This window comes from Pseudomonas sp. B37(2017), from assembly GCF_002112885.1.
GTDB lineage: Bacteria > Pseudomonadota > Gammaproteobacteria > Pseudomonadales > Pseudomonadaceae > Aquipseudomonas > Aquipseudomonas paraglycinae.
This window is the reverse complement of record NZ_NEIX01000020.1, coordinates 37947-53902: the sequence shown is the minus strand read 5'-3', so window position 1 is coordinate 53902 and position 15956 is coordinate 37947. Positions and strand designations below refer to the sequence as shown.

15 protein-coding genes are annotated in these 15956 nt (G+C 63.4%); 11 read left to right on the top strand and 4 right to left on the bottom strand.

What is annotated here, in order from left to right; translation table 11 throughout:
* Positions 1-123: 123 nt before the first annotated feature.
* Genes cobJ through cobG form a run of 4 tightly spaced genes read right to left on the bottom strand, consistent with a single transcriptional unit; the run spans position 124 to position 4475 of the window.
* The gene (gene cobJ / locus CAF90_RS28580; RefSeq protein ID WP_085609239.1) at positions 124-1827 is read right to left on the bottom strand and encodes a precorrin-3B C(17)-methyltransferase; all 1704 of its coding nucleotides are present in this window, start codon (positions 1825-1827) and stop codon (positions 124-126) included.
* Complete coding sequence (locus tag CAF90_RS28575; RefSeq protein ID WP_371915881.1) at positions 1827-2561, bottom strand: precorrin-2 C(20)-methyltransferase; 735 nt, start codon at positions 2559-2561, stop codon at positions 1827-1829. The genes cobJ and CAF90_RS28575 overlap by 1 nt, the downstream gene beginning before the upstream one ends.
* Positions 2558-3184 carry a precorrin-8X methylmutase gene (locus tag CAF90_RS28570; protein WP_085609238.1) on the bottom strand — a complete coding sequence of 209 codons (627 nt, stop codon included), beginning with the start codon at positions 3182-3184 and terminating at the stop codon, positions 2558-2560. Before CAF90_RS28570 ends, CAF90_RS28575 begins: the two co-directional genes overlap by 4 nt.
* Positions 3177-4475: a precorrin-3B synthase gene (gene cobG / locus CAF90_RS28565; protein ID WP_085609237.1), complete on the bottom strand. Its 1299-nt coding sequence runs from the start codon at positions 4473-4475 to the stop codon at positions 3177-3179. The genes CAF90_RS28570 and cobG overlap by 8 nt, the downstream gene beginning before the upstream one ends.
* A gap of 144 nt (positions 4476-4619) precedes the next feature.
* Here cobG and cbiE point away from each other — a divergent pair, with 144 nt between their 5' ends.
* From cbiE to CAF90_RS28510, 11 genes are all read left to right on the top strand, one after another.
* The gene (cbiE, locus tag CAF90_RS28560) at positions 4620-5831 is read left to right on the top strand and encodes a precorrin-6y C5,15-methyltransferase (decarboxylating) subunit CbiE (RefSeq protein WP_085609236.1); all 1212 of its coding nucleotides are present in this window, start codon (positions 4620-4622) and stop codon (positions 5829-5831) included.
* A complete protein-coding gene (locus CAF90_RS28555; protein WP_085609235.1) occupies positions 5824-6921 on the top strand; it encodes a cobalt-precorrin-5B (C(1))-methyltransferase in 1098 nt (365 codons plus the stop codon). The genes cbiE and CAF90_RS28555 overlap by 8 nt, the downstream gene beginning before the upstream one ends.
* A complete protein-coding gene (locus tag CAF90_RS28550; protein WP_085609234.1) occupies positions 6918-7646 on the top strand; it encodes a cobalt-precorrin-6A reductase in 729 nt (242 codons plus the stop codon). Before CAF90_RS28555 ends, CAF90_RS28550 begins: the two co-directional genes overlap by 4 nt.
* Before the next feature lie 191 nt (positions 7647-7837).
* Entirely contained in the window at positions 7838-8140 is a 303-nt protein-coding gene (locus tag CAF90_RS28545) for a type II toxin-antitoxin system RelE/ParE family toxin (RefSeq protein ID WP_085609241.1), read from the top strand.
* Positions 8141-8143: 3 nt separating this feature from the next.
* Positions 8144-8434: an addiction module antidote protein gene (locus CAF90_RS28540; RefSeq protein WP_085609233.1), complete on the top strand. Its 291-nt coding sequence runs from the start codon at positions 8144-8146 to the stop codon at positions 8432-8434.
* A 97-nt stretch (positions 8435-8531) separates the two neighbouring features.
* The gene (locus CAF90_RS28535; RefSeq protein WP_085609232.1) at positions 8532-8933 is read left to right on the top strand and encodes a DUF2946 domain-containing protein; all 402 of its coding nucleotides are present in this window, start codon (positions 8532-8534) and stop codon (positions 8931-8933) included.
* A 48-nt stretch (positions 8934-8981) separates the two neighbouring features.
* Positions 8982-9461 carry a copper chaperone PCu(A)C gene (locus CAF90_RS28530; RefSeq protein ID WP_085609231.1) on the top strand — a complete coding sequence of 160 codons (480 nt, stop codon included), beginning with the start codon at positions 8982-8984 and terminating at the stop codon, positions 9459-9461.
* Between the two features lie 21 nt (positions 9462-9482).
* Complete coding sequence (locus CAF90_RS28525; protein ID WP_085609230.1) at positions 9483-9929, top strand: DUF2946 domain-containing protein; 447 nt, start codon at positions 9483-9485, stop codon at positions 9927-9929.
* 84 nt (positions 9930-10013) lie between these two features.
* On the top strand, positions 10014-12134 hold the full coding sequence (locus CAF90_RS28520) for a TonB-dependent copper receptor (RefSeq protein WP_085609229.1): 2121 nt from the start codon (positions 10014-10016) through the stop codon (positions 12132-12134).
* A gap of 147 nt (positions 12135-12281) precedes the next feature.
* A complete protein-coding gene (locus CAF90_RS28515) occupies positions 12282-13661 on the top strand; it encodes a PepSY domain-containing protein (RefSeq protein WP_085609228.1) in 1380 nt (459 codons plus the stop codon).
* A gap of 162 nt (positions 13662-13823) precedes the next feature.
* The gene (locus tag CAF90_RS28510) at positions 13824-15950 is read left to right on the top strand and encodes a TonB-dependent siderophore receptor (RefSeq protein WP_085609227.1); all 2127 of its coding nucleotides are present in this window, start codon (positions 13824-13826) and stop codon (positions 15948-15950) included.
* Positions 15951-15956: the final 6 nt, after the last annotated feature.

Sequence of the window (15956 nt, the reverse complement as noted above, 5' to 3'; positions counted from 1 at the left end):
ACCAGGAGCGCCCGCACCTGTCCTTAAAATACAAAACGCCCGATGCGGTGCATCGGGCGTTAGGGTGAAACAGGTGTAAACCTATTTCAGGACTAGACATTATCGAAAACTAATATAACGGTATCAGGCTACGGGCTTGTCCCCGTACCACCTCGGTGTATACACCCACTCCCCGCCTTCCGGGCGAGAGAAGGTGCACGTAGTGGACGAACCGATCAGGACCATGGTGCGCATGTCGACCTGATCCGGAGTCAATGCGCCCAACGTGGTGGTGCGTAACGCCTGTCCGGGACGGCCGATATCGCGGCCCAACACAACCGGCGTTTGCGGCGTGCGGTGTTGCGCGACGATTTCCAGCGCTCGCCCCAGTTGCCACGGACGGGCACGGGAGATCGGGTTGTAGAAGGCCAATGCCAGATCCGCCTCGGCGGCCAGATCCAGACGTTTTTCGATGATCGACCACGGCTTGAGGTTGTCCGACAGCGACATCACGCAGAAGTCGTGGCCCAGCGGTGCACCGGCCTGAGCGGCGGTGGCGAGCGACGCCGAAACACCCGGCAGGATTTCCAGATCGACGCTGTGCCACGCCGGGTCCGTCGACTCGTGCAACGCTTCGAGCACTGCCGCCGCCATGGCGAACACGCCCGGATCGCCGGACGAAACGACGATCACCGAACGGCCCTGAGCCGCCAGCCTGAAGGCGTGACGGGCACGCTGCATTTCTTCGCGGTTGTCGGTGCAATGCTGCACCTGATCGTCGCGGAACGGGCCGGCCATGCGCACGTAGGTTTCGTAACCCAGCACGTCGGTGGCCCGAGCCAGTTCGGCTTTCACCGCCGGCACCATCAGCTCTGCCGCACCTGGGCCGAGGCCGATGACGGCCAGGCGACCGCGTGGACGGCCGACCTGTGAAACATCCAGCGGCTGTTCGGCCACGGCGATGGCAATGTCGCGGGATGTTGTGATGATTCGAGCGGCGGAGACTGCATCGCGAGCCAGCTCACCGATGTCATTCGCCGGCGCGACAAAGCGCAGCGGCACTGCCAGTTCAAGCGCTGCTTCACGCAATACCGGACTGGCCATCTGAGTATCCGCCGCCACCAGACAGGTCAGCGATTGAATCGCCACACCGGCCTGCTGCAACGCATCGCGAATTACATCAGGCAGGTCGGCCACATCGGCACCGACCGCCACCGCCACGCTGCGCGGATAAATCAGCAACTCACTGGCGCTCGCCGCGCGGGCATCGCTGCCCACATGAATCGAACGCTGCGCCTGTGGATCTTCCGGCAGTTGCGCCTGCTTAAGCCACGGCGCTGCGCCGTCGATGCGCACGCTGTGGCCGGCGAGCAAGTCGGAGACAAAGCGTTTGCCCTGCTCCAGATCGCCGAGGGCATAACCGCCGGGCGGGTTGAGCAGGCAGGTGCCGAAACGCAATTCGCCGCTGGTGGTGATCGCCGCAGGCACTTCAAGCGCAGCTGCGATCTCGCGAGCCATGACATTCACCCCGCCGAGGCCGCCAAGCAGCGGCACCACGGCGCTGCCGTCTTCAGCCACGGCGAGCACCGCTGGCTCGACACCTTTCTCCAGCAACAGCGGCGCCAGGGTGCGGATGACAATGCCGGCCGCGCACAGGGCAATGATCGGAGTGTCCTGTTGATACAGCTCGCGCAGGGTCGCGCCGAAGTCGCTGTAAGTCAGATCAGCCCCTTCGACTCGCCCGTTGAGCCCGTGAATCTGCGACGCCGGATAGACCTGCTTAAGGCGACGGGCCGTGGCCAGCGCGCCCTGGCCGAGGATGACGATGGCCGGTGTGGAATGAGTCATCAGCCTTGCCACCGTTCGCCGGGAACAATGATCAGCGAGAAGTACGGCGACGACATCGGCTCGACCTCATCCAGCGGCACGATCTTCTGGTTGGCCATGGTCGCGCGCTCCACGTACAGCGCCCGCTCAGCCAGGCCCAGCTCTGCCAACACGTCGCGCACTTTCGGGAAGTTGCGCCCCAGCTTCATGATCACCGCCGCATCGGCATCCGCCAGACGGCGCTTGAGCTCGTCATGTGGCAGCACGCCGGACAGCACCGACAGGCTCTGATTGCGATACACCAGCGGCGCGCCCAGCACCGAAGCGCCGCCGAGCATCGAGCAGACGCCCGGCACCACTTCGGCTTCGTATCGGCTGGCGAGGCGATCATGCAGGTACATGTAGGAGCCGTAGAAGAACGGGTCACCTTCGCAGATCACTGCCACGTCGCGGCCGGCATCCAGATGCGCGGCCACTTCCACTGCCGCGTCATCGTAGAAATCGCTGATCACTTGCTCGTAGGACAGCGGCGCCGGCAGCACTTCGGTGGTTACCGGGTACACCAGCGGCAGTAGATTCTGGGCGTCCTGCAGGTGCGCTTCGATGATGCCGAACGCGTTGCCCTTCTTGCCCTTGGCCACGAAGTACGCCACCACCGGCGATTCGCGCAGCAGGCGCAGGGCCTTGACGGTAATCAGTTCCGGATCACCGGGGCCGACGCCCAGGCCAATCAAACGTCCTTGAGCCTGCATCATTCGATCTCCGTGGCGAGGGCATTGACTGCAGCGGCGGCCATGGCGCTGCCGCCGAGGCGGCCTTGCATGATCACGAACGGCACGCCACGGCTGTTGGCGGCCAGCTCGGCCTTGGATTCGGCGGCGCCGACGAAGCCCACCGGGAAGCCGAGGATCAGCGCCGGTTTCGGGGCACCGGCGTCGAGCATTTCCAGCAGATAGAACAGCGCGGTCGGCGCGTTGCCGATCACCACCACGCTGCCTTCCAGGTGCGGGCGCCACAGTTCCAGCGCCGCTGCCGAGCGAGTGTTGCCCAGCTCGCGCGCCAGCTCCGGCACGCTGTCGTCGCGCAGGGTGCAGATCACCTCGTTGTTGGCAGGCAGGCGCGCACGGGTCACGCCCTCGGAAACCATCCGCGCATCGCACAGGATCGGCGCGCCGGCGGCCAGCGCATCGCGCCCGGCCTTGCCGGCACCTTCGGAGAATTGCAGCCCGTCGATAGCCTCGACCATGCCGCAGGCGTGGATCACCCGCACCGCGAGTTTTTCCAGGTCGGCCGGGATGCGAGCCAGGTTGGCCTCGCTGCGAATGATCGCGAAGGAGTTGCGATAGATCTCCTGACCGTCGCGGATGTAATCAAGCATCAAGGGGGCTCCGTGAGCGGGCGGCGAGCAATTTCGCCGCCGCTTCGATAGTAAGGTTGTGAGCGTGCAGCGCGCCGAACCCCGGCAGCGCTGCATCGCGAAAATAGAGATCGTAGTGGCCGGGGCCGACCGCCAGCAGAGTCACCGCAGCCCGATGCGCGGCGGCGCAGGAACGCGGGCAGCCGGACAGGTGCACATCAACGGCGTGTGGCAACAGCGTAGCCAGCAGGCGGGCATCGTGTTTGGTGTCGGCCAGGCCTTTGCCGCAGCCGTTGGCGCCGGTGCAGGCGATCAGGTGCGCCAAAGGATCTTCGATGCGGGTCAGCAGGTTCAGCTTGCTCAATTCGTCGAGCATTTGAACCGCATCAGTTTCCCGCACATTGGGCAGCAACAGACTCTGCCAAGGGGTGAAACGCAGGCTGCCGTCACCGAAGGTTCTGGCCAATTGTGCGGCGCCACGCAGCATGTCCGGATCGAGGCGGCCAAGCGCCGGGGCGGCACCGACATAGACCTGACCGGCCGATTGCTGAGGGTGGATGCCGAGGTGCAAACCTTCAGGTCCGGCTTCGCGCTGCCAATCAGCGGCGGCTTTCAGGTTGATCCGCTGAGCGAGTTTTTCCAGGAACACCGGCGCCGGGCATTCATCCAGCAGATGGCGCATTCGCGTCTGCTCCGGACGGGCCAGTTCGAGGAACAGTTCCAGCACCGCGACCACTAGCGCATGTCCGTCCGCAAGCGCCACGGCAGCCAGCGGTCGATCCGTCGGGCAACCCGCCAGGCCGAACGCCAGCAGCGTGTCGCCGCGATCTTCGAATGCCGACAACCACAGATCGTGGGGATGTTCGAGCATCGCCAGCGCTTCACCGCCGTCCAGTAGCACGGCGAACTTGGCGCTCAGCTCGTGGAAGCGCGGATGACTTTGCAGGATTTCGAGGATCTGCCCGGCCAGTGGACGAGTATCGAAGCGCATCTGCCGGTCGATGCCGGCGGCGGGACTGAGCATCAGGTTGCGCACATCGTCACCCGCTGCGGTTCGCGGCCCGAGACCGGCGGCCAACAGGCTGTCGATCAGCGCGGCGGACTGCTCGCCGATCCCGCGAATCTGCAGATTGCCCCGGTTGGTCGCCTCGATCGCCCCGCCGGCAAACCGCTCGGCGGCATTGGCCACCGCATCGGCCTGATCGGCCGTGATCGAACCGCCATCGAGCTTGATCCGGCAGATCCCTCCATCCAGCGCCTGGACGATACGCAGCAACCCCGGACAGGCCGAGGGGCGTATGGCGTTGGACATCGGACGTTCGTTCAAGGGCTGGCAGCTCTGTGGGAAAGGCGCTTCGCGGGCGAAGGCGCGGTATTATGCCTGCTTTGTCCGACGGCATGAAAAGTCTGCCCGTCGGAACGGCGCGTTTGCGGACACTTTTTTGAGGGGCTACAGATGTCACCCTGGCTGACAGTAGTAGGAATCGGTGAAGACGGCTTCAAGGGCCTGGGCAAGAATGCCCGGCGCGCCTTGCTGGGTGCTTCGCGGATCATCGGCGGTCAGCGTCAGCTGGATCTGTTGCCAGTGTGCATCCGTGGCGAACGCCAGTTGTGGCCGAGCCCGTTTTCCATGGCCCCGGTGCTCGAGCGTCGCGGTGAAGCGGTGTGCGTGCTGGCCAGCGGTGATCCGATGTTCTACGGCGTTGGCGCGAGTCTGGCGCGGCAGGTGCCGGGGGCCGAGATGCTGGTTTTGCCGGCGCCGTCGTCCTGCTCGCTGGCGGCGGCCCGACTGGGCTGGCCGTTGCAGGACGTCAGCGTGCTGTCGCTGGTGGCTCGCCCGCTTGCAGCCCTCAACGCACAACTGTTTAGCGGCGTGCGCCTGTTGTTGCTGAGCAATGACGGCCAGAGCCCGTCCGCCGTTGCGCAATTGCTGCGTGAGCGCGGATTCGGCGCCAGTCGTCTGAGTGTTCTGGAACATCTGGGCGGCGACACCGAGCGCCGGATCGACGGCACAGCCAACGACTGGAACGATCCGCTCATTGCCGACCTCAACGTGATCGCCATCGAATGCCTGGGCGATCCGCAGACACCGCGCCTGTCGCGTCTCGCCGGTCTGCCGGACTCGGCCTTCCAGCATGACGGCCAACTGACCAAGCGCGACGTGCGCGCGATCACCCTCGCCCGCCTCGCCCCGACACCGGGCGAATTGCTGTGGGACGTCGGCGCCGGCAGCGGCTCGATCGGCATCGAGTGGATGCGCGCTCACCCGAGCTGCCGCGCTCTGGCTATCGAAGCCGATGACGGCCGACAACAGTTGATCGAACACAACCGTGACGCCTTGGGCGTGCCCGGCCTGCAACTGATTCGCGGCAGTGCTCCTCAGGCCCTCGCCGGTCTTGAGCGTCCGGACGCGATTTTCATCGGCGGCGGCGTGACCCGCGAAGGCGTGCTCGACACCTGCTGGGAACAACTCAAACCCGGCGGCCGACTGGTCGCCAACGCCGTGACCCTGCAAAGCGAAATGACCTTGATGAGCTGGCGCGAACGCCACGGCGGCGAGCTGACCCGCATCCACATCGCTCAAGCCCAGCCGCTGGGCGAGTTCGACACCTGGCGCCAGGCTCTGCCGATCACCCTGCTCGATCTGGTCAAACCCCTCGATGCGTGACGAAACCGCCGAACAACCCGCGCCCCTGCGCAGCGGCCTGACCACCGGCAGCTGCGCCACGGCCACCAGCCTCGCCGCTGCCCGCCTGCTGCTCGGCGGCGTGGTGGCGGACGCCGTGCAGATCGTGTTGCCCAAGGGCAAGCAGGTGCAGATGCGCCTGGAGTTCTGTCGACTGACTGATGACGGCGCTGAAGCCGGAACCATCAAGGATGCCGGCGACGACCCGGACGTGACTCACGGCGCTCTGCTCTATTCACGGGTGCAACTGATGGCCGAGCCGGGAATCCGCTTCATTGCCGGCAAAGGCGTCGGCACCGTCACCCGCCCGGGGTTGGTGCTGGCCGTCGGCGAACCGGCGATCAATCCGGTACCGCGCAAGATGATCAGCGATCACCTGACGCTGCTCGCCGAGGAAACCGGCTATCGCGGCGGCTTCGAGGTGACGGTCAATGTCGAGGGCGGTGAAGCCCTGGCGCTGAAAACCATGAACCCGCGCCTGGGGATTCTCGGCGGCCTGTCGATCCTCGGCACCAGCGGCATCGTCCGGCCGTTTTCCTGCGCGGCGTACATCGCCTCGATCCATCAAGGCATCGACGTGGCGAAAACCAACGGCTACCTGCACATCGCCGCCTGCACCGGCAACGCCAGCGAGGACACCATGCGCCGGGTCTACAACCTGCCGGAAATCGCCCTGATCGAAATGGGCGACTTCGTCGGCGCCGTGCTCAAGCACCTGCGCAAAGTGCCTGTGGATAAACTCAGCCTGTGCGGCGGCTTCGGCAAGGTCAGCAAACTGGCGGCCGGGCACATGGATCTGCACTCGCGCCATTCGAGCATCGACCTGCCGCAACTGGCCGACTGGGCGGCGGCGATTGGTGCGGACGATGCGTTGCAGCAAGCCATTCGCGGGGCGAACACCAGTCAGCAGGCGTTGGCGATGGCCAGTGCAGCGGGCGTTGCCCTCGGTGATGAGGTCTGTCGCCATGCTCTGGAATTCGCCCGTAGCGTGGTGCCGGCGCAGATCCAGGTCGAAGTGTTTGCGATTGATCGTCAGGGCAGCATCGTTGGCCATGCGGGAGCCTTTGTATGAAGCGAATCTTGTTGCTCGGCGGCGTGACTGAAGCACTGGCCATCGCGCGCACTTTGGGACCGGAACACATTTACAGCCTGGCCGGCGTCGGCCGGGTGCCGACCGATCTGACGTGTCAGGTGCGCGTCGGCGGCTACGGTGGCGCCGAAGGTCTGGCGCAGTTCATTCGCGACGAAGGCATCACACTTTTGCTCGACGCGACCCATCCCTACGCCGCGCAAATCAGCCAGAACGCCGCCACCGCTGCGCAACTCACCGGCATTCCCTGCTGGGCCCTGCGCCGCCCGGCGTGGCAACCGCAACCCGACGATGACTGGCGCGAAGTCGCCGACTGGGCCGAACTGATCACCGCCCTCGAACCCTTCCGCCGCCCCCTGTTCACCCTCGGCCGCGAACCGCTGCAACACCTCGACGAAATCCCTGCGCACCAGTTCTGGACCCTGCGCGCCCTCGACGTCTACCCCGGCAACGAACGCTGCGAAGTCATCGGCGCCCGTGGGCCGTTTCTGCTGGAGGATGAACGGGCGCTGTTCGAACGCCGGCAGATCGACGTGCTGATCAGCAAGAACAGCGGCAGCACCGCAACCGAGCCGAAACTGGACGTGGCGCGGGAGCTTGGGGTGCCGGTGATGGTGTTGAAGCGGCCGGTGTTGGCGGGGATTGATCGGGAGTTCATGAGTACGTCTGAAGTCCTGAAAGCCCTCTCTACGTCAGATTATTCCTGATTTCGAGCTAATCCTTGATTTGGCCGGCAAATTTTCAGGAAGCAGCTGACTGTTCGCTTTTGCCACCTCAAGCCAAGATTTCGATTCCTTTAATCCCCACAGATTTGCAGCGAGCAAATTCTTGAAGCGCACTGCAGCGTTCAAGAAAAATGCAGCTTGTCAGTCTGTATCCCAAGGAATACGATTTCGACATGATCGAATTTGAACGATCCCCTGCATTTGCCGATTGGCTCGACTCGATGAAAGACACCAACGGCAAAGCTCGCATCATCGCCAGGATTCGAGGTGCAGAGCATGGAAACATGGGTGATTGCGAGTTCGTTGGCAGTGCCGTTTATGAAATGCGTGTTCATTACGGCCCCGGCTACAGGATGTACTTCACACGTAAAGGTAACGTGATTTATCTGCTACTGCTGGGGGGCGACAAGTCGACACAAAAACGAGATATCAAAAGCGCCATCCGGATGGCGCAAAGCATCGGTAATGAGGAGTAAGTCATGACCGAAAAATTCACCCGCTTCGACGCTGCAGAGTTTCTTAAAACGCCGGAGGAGATGGCGGCTTACCTGGACGCTTGTTTTGACGAAGATGCTGGCGACGGCGTTCTCATCCGTGCAGCGCTTAATGACATTGCCCGCGCCCAAGGCATGACCCAGGTTGCACGAGATGCAGGTCTGGGCCGCGAAAGCCTTTATAAAGCGCTGAGCAGCACTGGAAATCCGGAATTCGCGACTATCATGAAAGTCATGAAGGCGCTGGGTTTGCGGTTACATGCCGTAGCAGGCTGAATCCTCTGCGACACCAAACCGCACGACGCTTTTTTACTTATCGGCCCTGATCAGGCTAAATAGCCGCGCCTGATCGCCCACCCTACGGATCTGTCCCATGAACCGACACCGGCTCGCATTTGCCTGGATCGCCTGCTTTGCAGTGCTGTTCAACATGCTCGCCATGCCGTTGACGGGAGCGATGGCGCAGGCGGCGCAGACGCCGGCCGAGCAGTTGCTGTGGAGCAGTTTCTGCACCGGCAGCGGGACGAAGATGGTGGCGATCGACATCGGCAGCCTCGATCAGAAAGCGCCGCAAAGCGGTGACAATCATTCGACCATGCAGCATTGCTGGTGCTGTTCCGGATCGGCGCCGGTGGTGGCGTTGCCGGGGCATTCGCCGCAGCTGTATTTCGCTCAATACGAAAGCAATCGCAGCGTGGCGCCCGCCGTGCTGCAAACTCCGACACCGCGCCAGCAATGGCCGAGCCTCAATCCCCGCGCCTCTCCTCTGGTTTGATTTGTTCCCGCATTTGACCTGCGTTTCAAATCGTTCTGGAGAACTGCCATGTTGAACAAATTCATCGTCATCGCTGCGCTGTTGCTGCCTGCGTGCTTCGCCCATGCCCACGAATACAAGGCCGGCGAGCTGGAAATCGCCCACCCGTGGTCGCAGGAACTGCCGCCGAACGCGCCGACCGTTGCCGCGTATTTCATCATTCACAATGCCGGCAAAACCGCTGACCGCCTGCTCAGTGTCGACTCGCCCATCGCCCCGACTGCGGAACTGCACGAGCATGTGATGCAGGGTGATCTGATGAAGATGCAACAGGTGCCGAACGTGGCCATCCCGGCCGGTGGAAACGTGACCTTCGCGCCGATGGCCAATCACGTGATGCTGATGAATCCGACCGACCGCAGTCTGCTGACCGACGGCAAGCGCTTTCCCCTGACGATGCACTTCGAAAAGGCCGGTGACGTGACCGTCGAAGTCACCGTGCAGAAGAAGCCGCCGGAAGCCACGCAAGCCCACGCGCACGCCCAGTAACCGTTCCGGCAGACTCCGCCCATGCGCCCCCTGAGCGCCAGGCCCTCCCTGCAACGCCGTCAGACTGAACACCTGACCCGCGGCAGCTGGATCGCCCTGTTCGCCATGTTGATGATCTTCATCGGCCCGCTGATTTCCCAGTCGATGCCGATGGATCAGCACGCCTCGACCTCCATGCCGATGAGCATGGACATGTCGATGGACATGGCGGGCATGGATCATTCCGCGCATGAAGCAAAACCCTCGGCCGAACACTGCCCGCCGCAATCCTCGCACCATGTGCTGTGGGAAAAGTGCGGCTATTGCAGCCTGCTGTTCAACTGTCCGGCGCTGACCGGTGGTGGCAGCTTCGCCACTTTCAGCATTCCGCTCGTCAACACCTTCACCCCACCCTCCCCGCATCTGGGCCATGCCCGGCAGACCTTCTTCCCTGGCGCCCGCACCCGCGCCCCGCCCGTCGCAGCGTAAACACCCACCTCTGATTGCACACGGTTGAGAAGACAGCCTCAGGCTGCCGGCCGTGTCGTTTACGACTGTTTGATGGAAATTGTCATGTCCAGGTTTTCTGCTGTCCCACGCCAGGGTTCTGCCCCGGCGTCCTTTGCCCTGAACGAATCCCGCGTTCGTTTCAGGCACGCTACCGCCGTCCTTTGCGGCGTCCTGCTGTCCCCGCTGGTTCACGCAGACGAACACGCCGGCCACACTGACGAACTGAGCCCGACGGTGATCACCGCCATCGCCCCGAGCTCGCCGCTGACCATCGTCACCAACCCGAAAGACCCGCGCCAACCGGTGCCGGCCAGCGATGGCGGCGACTACCTGAAGACCATTCCCGGCTTCGCCCTGGTGCGCAACGGCGGCACCAACGGTGATCCGGTGCTGCGCGGGATGTTCGGTTCGCGCCTGAACATCCTCACCAACGGCAGCATGATGCTCGGCGCCTGCCCCGGCCGGATGGACGCGCCGACCTCGTACATCTCACCCGAGACCTACGACAAACTCACCGTGATCAAAGGCCCGCAAACCGTGCTCTACGGACCGGGCGCGTCGGCCGGCACGATCCTGTTCGACCGCGAGCCGGAAAGCTTCGGCGAACTCGGCACCCGGGTAAACGCCAGCGTGCTGGCCGGCTCCCACGGGCGCTTCGACAAGGTCGTCGAGGCGGCGGCCGGCGGCTCGCTGGGCTACGTGCGAGTGATCGGCAACACCGCGCATTCCGACGACTACCGCGACGGCAACAACGACATCGTTGCCTCGCGCTATGACAAGTGGAACGGCGATGTTGCGGTGGGCTGGACCCCGGATGCCGACACCCTGATCGAACTCACCGCCGGCAAGGGCGACGGCGAAGCACGCTACGCCGGGCGCGGCATGGATGGCTCGCAATTCCTGCGCGAAAGCCTCGGTCTGCGCGTCGAGAAATCCAACATCAGCGACGTGCTGGAGAAGCTCGAAGCGCAGGTCTACTACAACTACGCCGACCACGTGATGGACAACTACACCCTGCGCACACCGTCCGGCACCGGGATGATGGCCGGGCCGATGGCGTCCAACGTCGACCGCCGCACCCTCGGCGCGCGGATCAAGGCCACCTGGCGCTGGGCCGATATCCAGCTGATCACCGGCCTGGATGCGCAAACCAACGAACACCGGCAGCGCAGCGGCATGGGCATCGATACCTACAAGGATCAGCCGTTCACCAAGGACGCCGACTTCCATAACTACGGGGTGTTCAGCGAAATGACCTGGTACGCCGCCGATCGCGACCGGCTGATCACCGGTGCCCGGGTCGACCGCGCCTCGGCCAGGGATTTCCGGCAGACCACCGGTTCGGGAATGATGTCCCGGCCGAATCCGACTGCCGGCGATACCCGCGCCGACACCCTGCCGAGCGGCTTCGTCCGTTACGAGCATGACCTGGCCGACAGCCCGACCACGCTCTACGCCGGTCTCGGCCACGCCCAGCGGTTCCCGGATTACTGGGAGCTGTTTTCGCCCAAGTCCGGCCCGGCCGGTTCGGTCAATGCGTTCGATTCGATCAAGCCGGAAAAGACCACTCAGCTCGACTTCGGCGTGAACTACAAGAGCGCCGAGCTCGAAGCCTGGGCCTCGGGCTACATCGGCCAGGTGCGCGATTACATCCTGTTCGATTACACCCCGGGAATGATGGGCATGAGCACTTCCCGCGCCGAGAACATCGACGCGCGGATCATGGGCGGTGAACTCGGTGCCGCCTACAAACTCACCGGCAACTGGAAAGCCGATGCGACCCTGGCCTACGCCTGGGGCAAGAACAGCAGCGACGGCAAGGCCCTGCCGCAGATGCCGCCGCTGGATGCGCGCTTCGGCCTGACCTATACCGAAGACAAATGGAGCGCCGGCGCACTGTGGAGGGTGGTCGCCGCGCAAAACCGTATCGACCAGAACAAGGGCAACGTGGTCGGGAAGGATTACGACAAGAGTTCGGGCTTCGGCGTGTTCTCGCTCAACGGTGCCTACCGGATCAACAAAAACTGGAAGGTCAGTACCGGCGTCGACAACCTGTTCGGCAAGGCTTACGCCGAACACCTGAACCTGGCGGGTAACGCCGGGTTCGGCTACCCGGCCAACGACCCGCAAGCGATCAATGAACCGGGGCGCACGCTCTGGACCAAGGTGGACATGAGTTTCTAACCCTTCCCCCTGTGGGAGCGAGCTTGCTCGCGAAGGCGGTGTATCAGGCGGCATTTATGTTGGATGTGCCGCCCCCTTCGCGAGCAAGCTCGCTCCCACAAGGGTTGCAGAACAACTAGAAGATCCAAGCCAAGCGGAGCACACGTGATGAAACAGCCCAAACCGAATTTCTACAACCTGGCCTGGCGTTGGCATTTTTATGCCGGATTGTTCGTCGCCCCATTCATGGTGATGCTGGCCCTGACCGGCATCATTTACCTGTTCAAGCCGCAGCTCGATTCGCTGATGTACAGCAGCCTGCTGAACGTCCCCGCTGGGCATCACACGGTTCCGGCCGACGACTTGCTGCAAAAGGTCAAAAGCGCTTATCCACAAGGCCAGGTCACCCAGTACCTGCCGCCGGTGAATGCCGAGCGCAGCGCGCAGTTTGTCGTGGCCAATGCCGGCCATGAGCTGAACGTGTTCGTCGATCCGTACCACGGCGACATCCTCGGCGAGCAGGATGCCAAGCAGAACCTGCAAGCCATCGCCCGGGCGATCCACGGCGAACTGATGATCGGCACCGTCGGTGACCGACTGATCGAAATGGCCGCCGGCTGGGGCGTGGTGCTGGTGGTGTCCGGGGTTTTCCTGTGGTGGCCGCGAGGTCAGGCAGCGGGCATTCTGTGGCCACGCCTGAGCAGTCGCGGCCGCGTGCTGTGGCGTGATCTGCATGCCGTTACCGGATTCTGGGGCGCCGCATTGCTGCTGGTGATGCTGCTCAGCGGCATGACCTGGACCGGCTTCTGGGGCAAGCAATACGCCCAGGTGTGGAACGTGTTCCCGGCGGCGATGTGGGACAACGTGCCGACCTCCGACGTAGAGGCCGGCAGCCTCAACAACGCCGCGCGCCAGACCGTACCGTGGGCGATGGAAAACACCCCGATGCCGATGTCCGGCGACCACGCCGAACACATGGCCCACGGCGGCATGCAACACGGCCCCGCCGCCCCGACCATCCGCCTGCAGGACGTGCAGAACATCGCCGTTGAGCGCAAGGTCGAGCCGGGCTACAGCATCACCCTGCCGACCACCGCCACCGGCGTATTCACCATCGCCGTATTCGCCGACGATCCGCGCAACGACGCCACCCTGCACGTCGATCAGTACACAGGCAAAGTTTTGGCCGACGTGCGCTTCGAGCAGTACGGCGCTGTTGCCCGCGCTACCGAGATCGGCGTGATGCTCCACGAAGGCAAGATGTTCGGCACCTTCAACCAGATCATCGTGCTACTGATCTGCCTGATGATCCTGCTCAGCGCCGTCAGCGGCGTGGTGATCTGGTGGAAGCGCCGGCCACAGGGCAAGTTCGGCGTGCCGCCGCTGCGCCACGACCTGCCGAAGTGGAAAACCGGGGTGGCGATCATGCTGGTGCTGGCGGTGGTGTTTCCGCTGGTGGGGGCTTCGCTGGTGGTGGTGTGGTTGCTGGATCGGCTGCTGTTGTCGCGTCTGGGCCGACAAGCTGAATCTGCCTCAACTTCATCATGAAACAGGCGAGATGCGCGATTTAGACAGATCTTTAAACTGCCGGGGCTTAAACTCCGGCATTTTTTAGTGTTACTGTATAACGCAAATTTGCTGCTCTGCCCGCAGCCATGCACTGTCATGAGCCTGCGGGCTTTTCTTTTGAAGAAGTGATTCACCGTCCCGATGAACAAGTACCTCTTGTCCAGCCTCTGTCTGTTCGCCCTGAACAACAGCGCCCACGCCGACAACGCCCCGCTGACGCTGCCCACCGGCACCATCACCGCACCGGCCAATGACGACCAGACCGTCAGCCTGACCACGCCGACCAGCGCCGGCTCGCGCCTTAACCTCAGCGCGATGGAAACCCCGGCCAGCGTCGAAAGCCTGAGCGGCGAACAAGTCCGCGCCCGTGGTGATCGAAGCGTGCAGGACGCCGTATCGCGCAGCACCGGCATCAGTCGCACCGGCACGCCGGGCGACGGCGGCACCTCGTTGCAGGCCCGGGGTTTTACCGGGCAGAGTTCGGTGATGCAGTTGTATGACGGCAACCGGATGTACACCGGCATGGGCACGGTGACGTTCCCGGTCGACACCTGGTCGGTGGAGCGCGTTGACGTGCTGCGCGGCCCGGCCTCGGTGCTGTACGGCGAAGGCGCGACCGGCGCGGTGGTCAACGTGATCCCGAAAAAACCGTTCGAAGGCGAAATCGAAAACCATGTGCGGGTCGGCTACGGCTCGTTCGACAGCCAGCAACAGGCGTTCGACAGCGGCGGTTCGCTGACCGACACCCTGAGCTACCGCCTCAACCTCAATCGCCTGCGCAGCAATGGCTGGGTCGATCGCGGTGATTCGTCCAGCGACTTCATCAGTGCCGCCTTGCGCTGGCAGGCCACCGACGACCTGACCTTCACCCTGGCTCACGATTACGGCGATCAGCGCCCGCAGAACTACTTCGGCACGCCACTGATCAACGGCCAGTTGAAGGACAGCCTGCGCAACAAGAACTACAACGTGCGCGACGACAAGCAGCACTACAACGATCAATGGACGCGCCTGACCACGGATTGGCAGATCAACGATGCGGTCAGCGCCAGCAACGAGCTGTACTACCTGAAAGCCCAGCGCCGCTGGCAGAACGCCGAGAACTACAACTTCGATGCCGGCAGTCAGCAGCTCAGCCGCAGCGGCTACTTCGGCATCGGCCACAAGCAGGAGCAGGTCGGCGACCGCCAGACCTTCACCTTCAAGCACTCGCTGTTCGGCCTCGACAGCCAGACCGTGACCGGCGTCGACTACAACCGCATCCGCTTCCAGCTCGACAGCAACTCGCCGTTCAACGACGTATTGCCGAGCGGTCAGCCGCTGGATCGCTATCACCCGCAAACCGGCTATTTCGAGAGCGCCGATCCGTATCGCGATCAGTTCGACAGCACTACCAAACAGATGTCGGTGTTCGCCGAAAACCGCACGCAACTGAGCGAGCGCTGGTCGCTGGTGACCGGTGTGCGCCGCGACTACGTGCACGTGGATCGCAACAATCTGGTCGACGGCAGTCAGAGCGACAAGACCCTGACCGGCAACAACTGGAAGGCCGGCCTGGTGTTCGCGCTGACGCAGGACACCTCGTTCTACGGCCAGGTCGCCACCAGCACCGATGGCATCGGCGGTCTGATTTCCCTGAGCCCGAGTCAACAGCAATATGACCTGTCGACCGCCCGGCAAACCGAAATCGGCATGAAGCAGCTGTTCTGGGATCAGCGCGGCGAGTTCACGCTGGCGGCGTATCGCATCGTGAAGAAGAAGCTGCTGACCGACGACCCGGGCAACCCGACGCTCAAGCAGCAGGTCGGTCAGCAATCGTCGAACGGCCTGGAAGCCAGCCTCGATCTGCAATTGCCACACGCCTGGCAACTGCAAGCCAACGCTGCAATCGTGAAGGCCAAGTACGACGATTTTGAAGAAGTGGTCGGCGGCGTGCCGGTGTCGCGCAACGGCAATCGCCCGGTGGACGTGCCACGTCGCACTGCCAATCTGTGGCTGAGCAAGGCGCTGACCGATGATCTGAAGGCCGGTGCTGGTGTGCGTTACGTCGATGCGCGCTACGCCGACATGGCCAACCGCAACGAGCTGCCGAGCTACACCGTGGTCGATGCGACGCTGTCGTGGAAAGCCCTGCGCAACACCACGCTGGGGTTGCAGGTGAACAATCTGTTTGACCGGACGTACGCGCAAAGCCAATACAATGAGGGCCAGCAGTGGATTCTGGGTGAGCCTCGTTCGTTCTTTGTCACAGCTGACTACACCTTCTAGAACAGG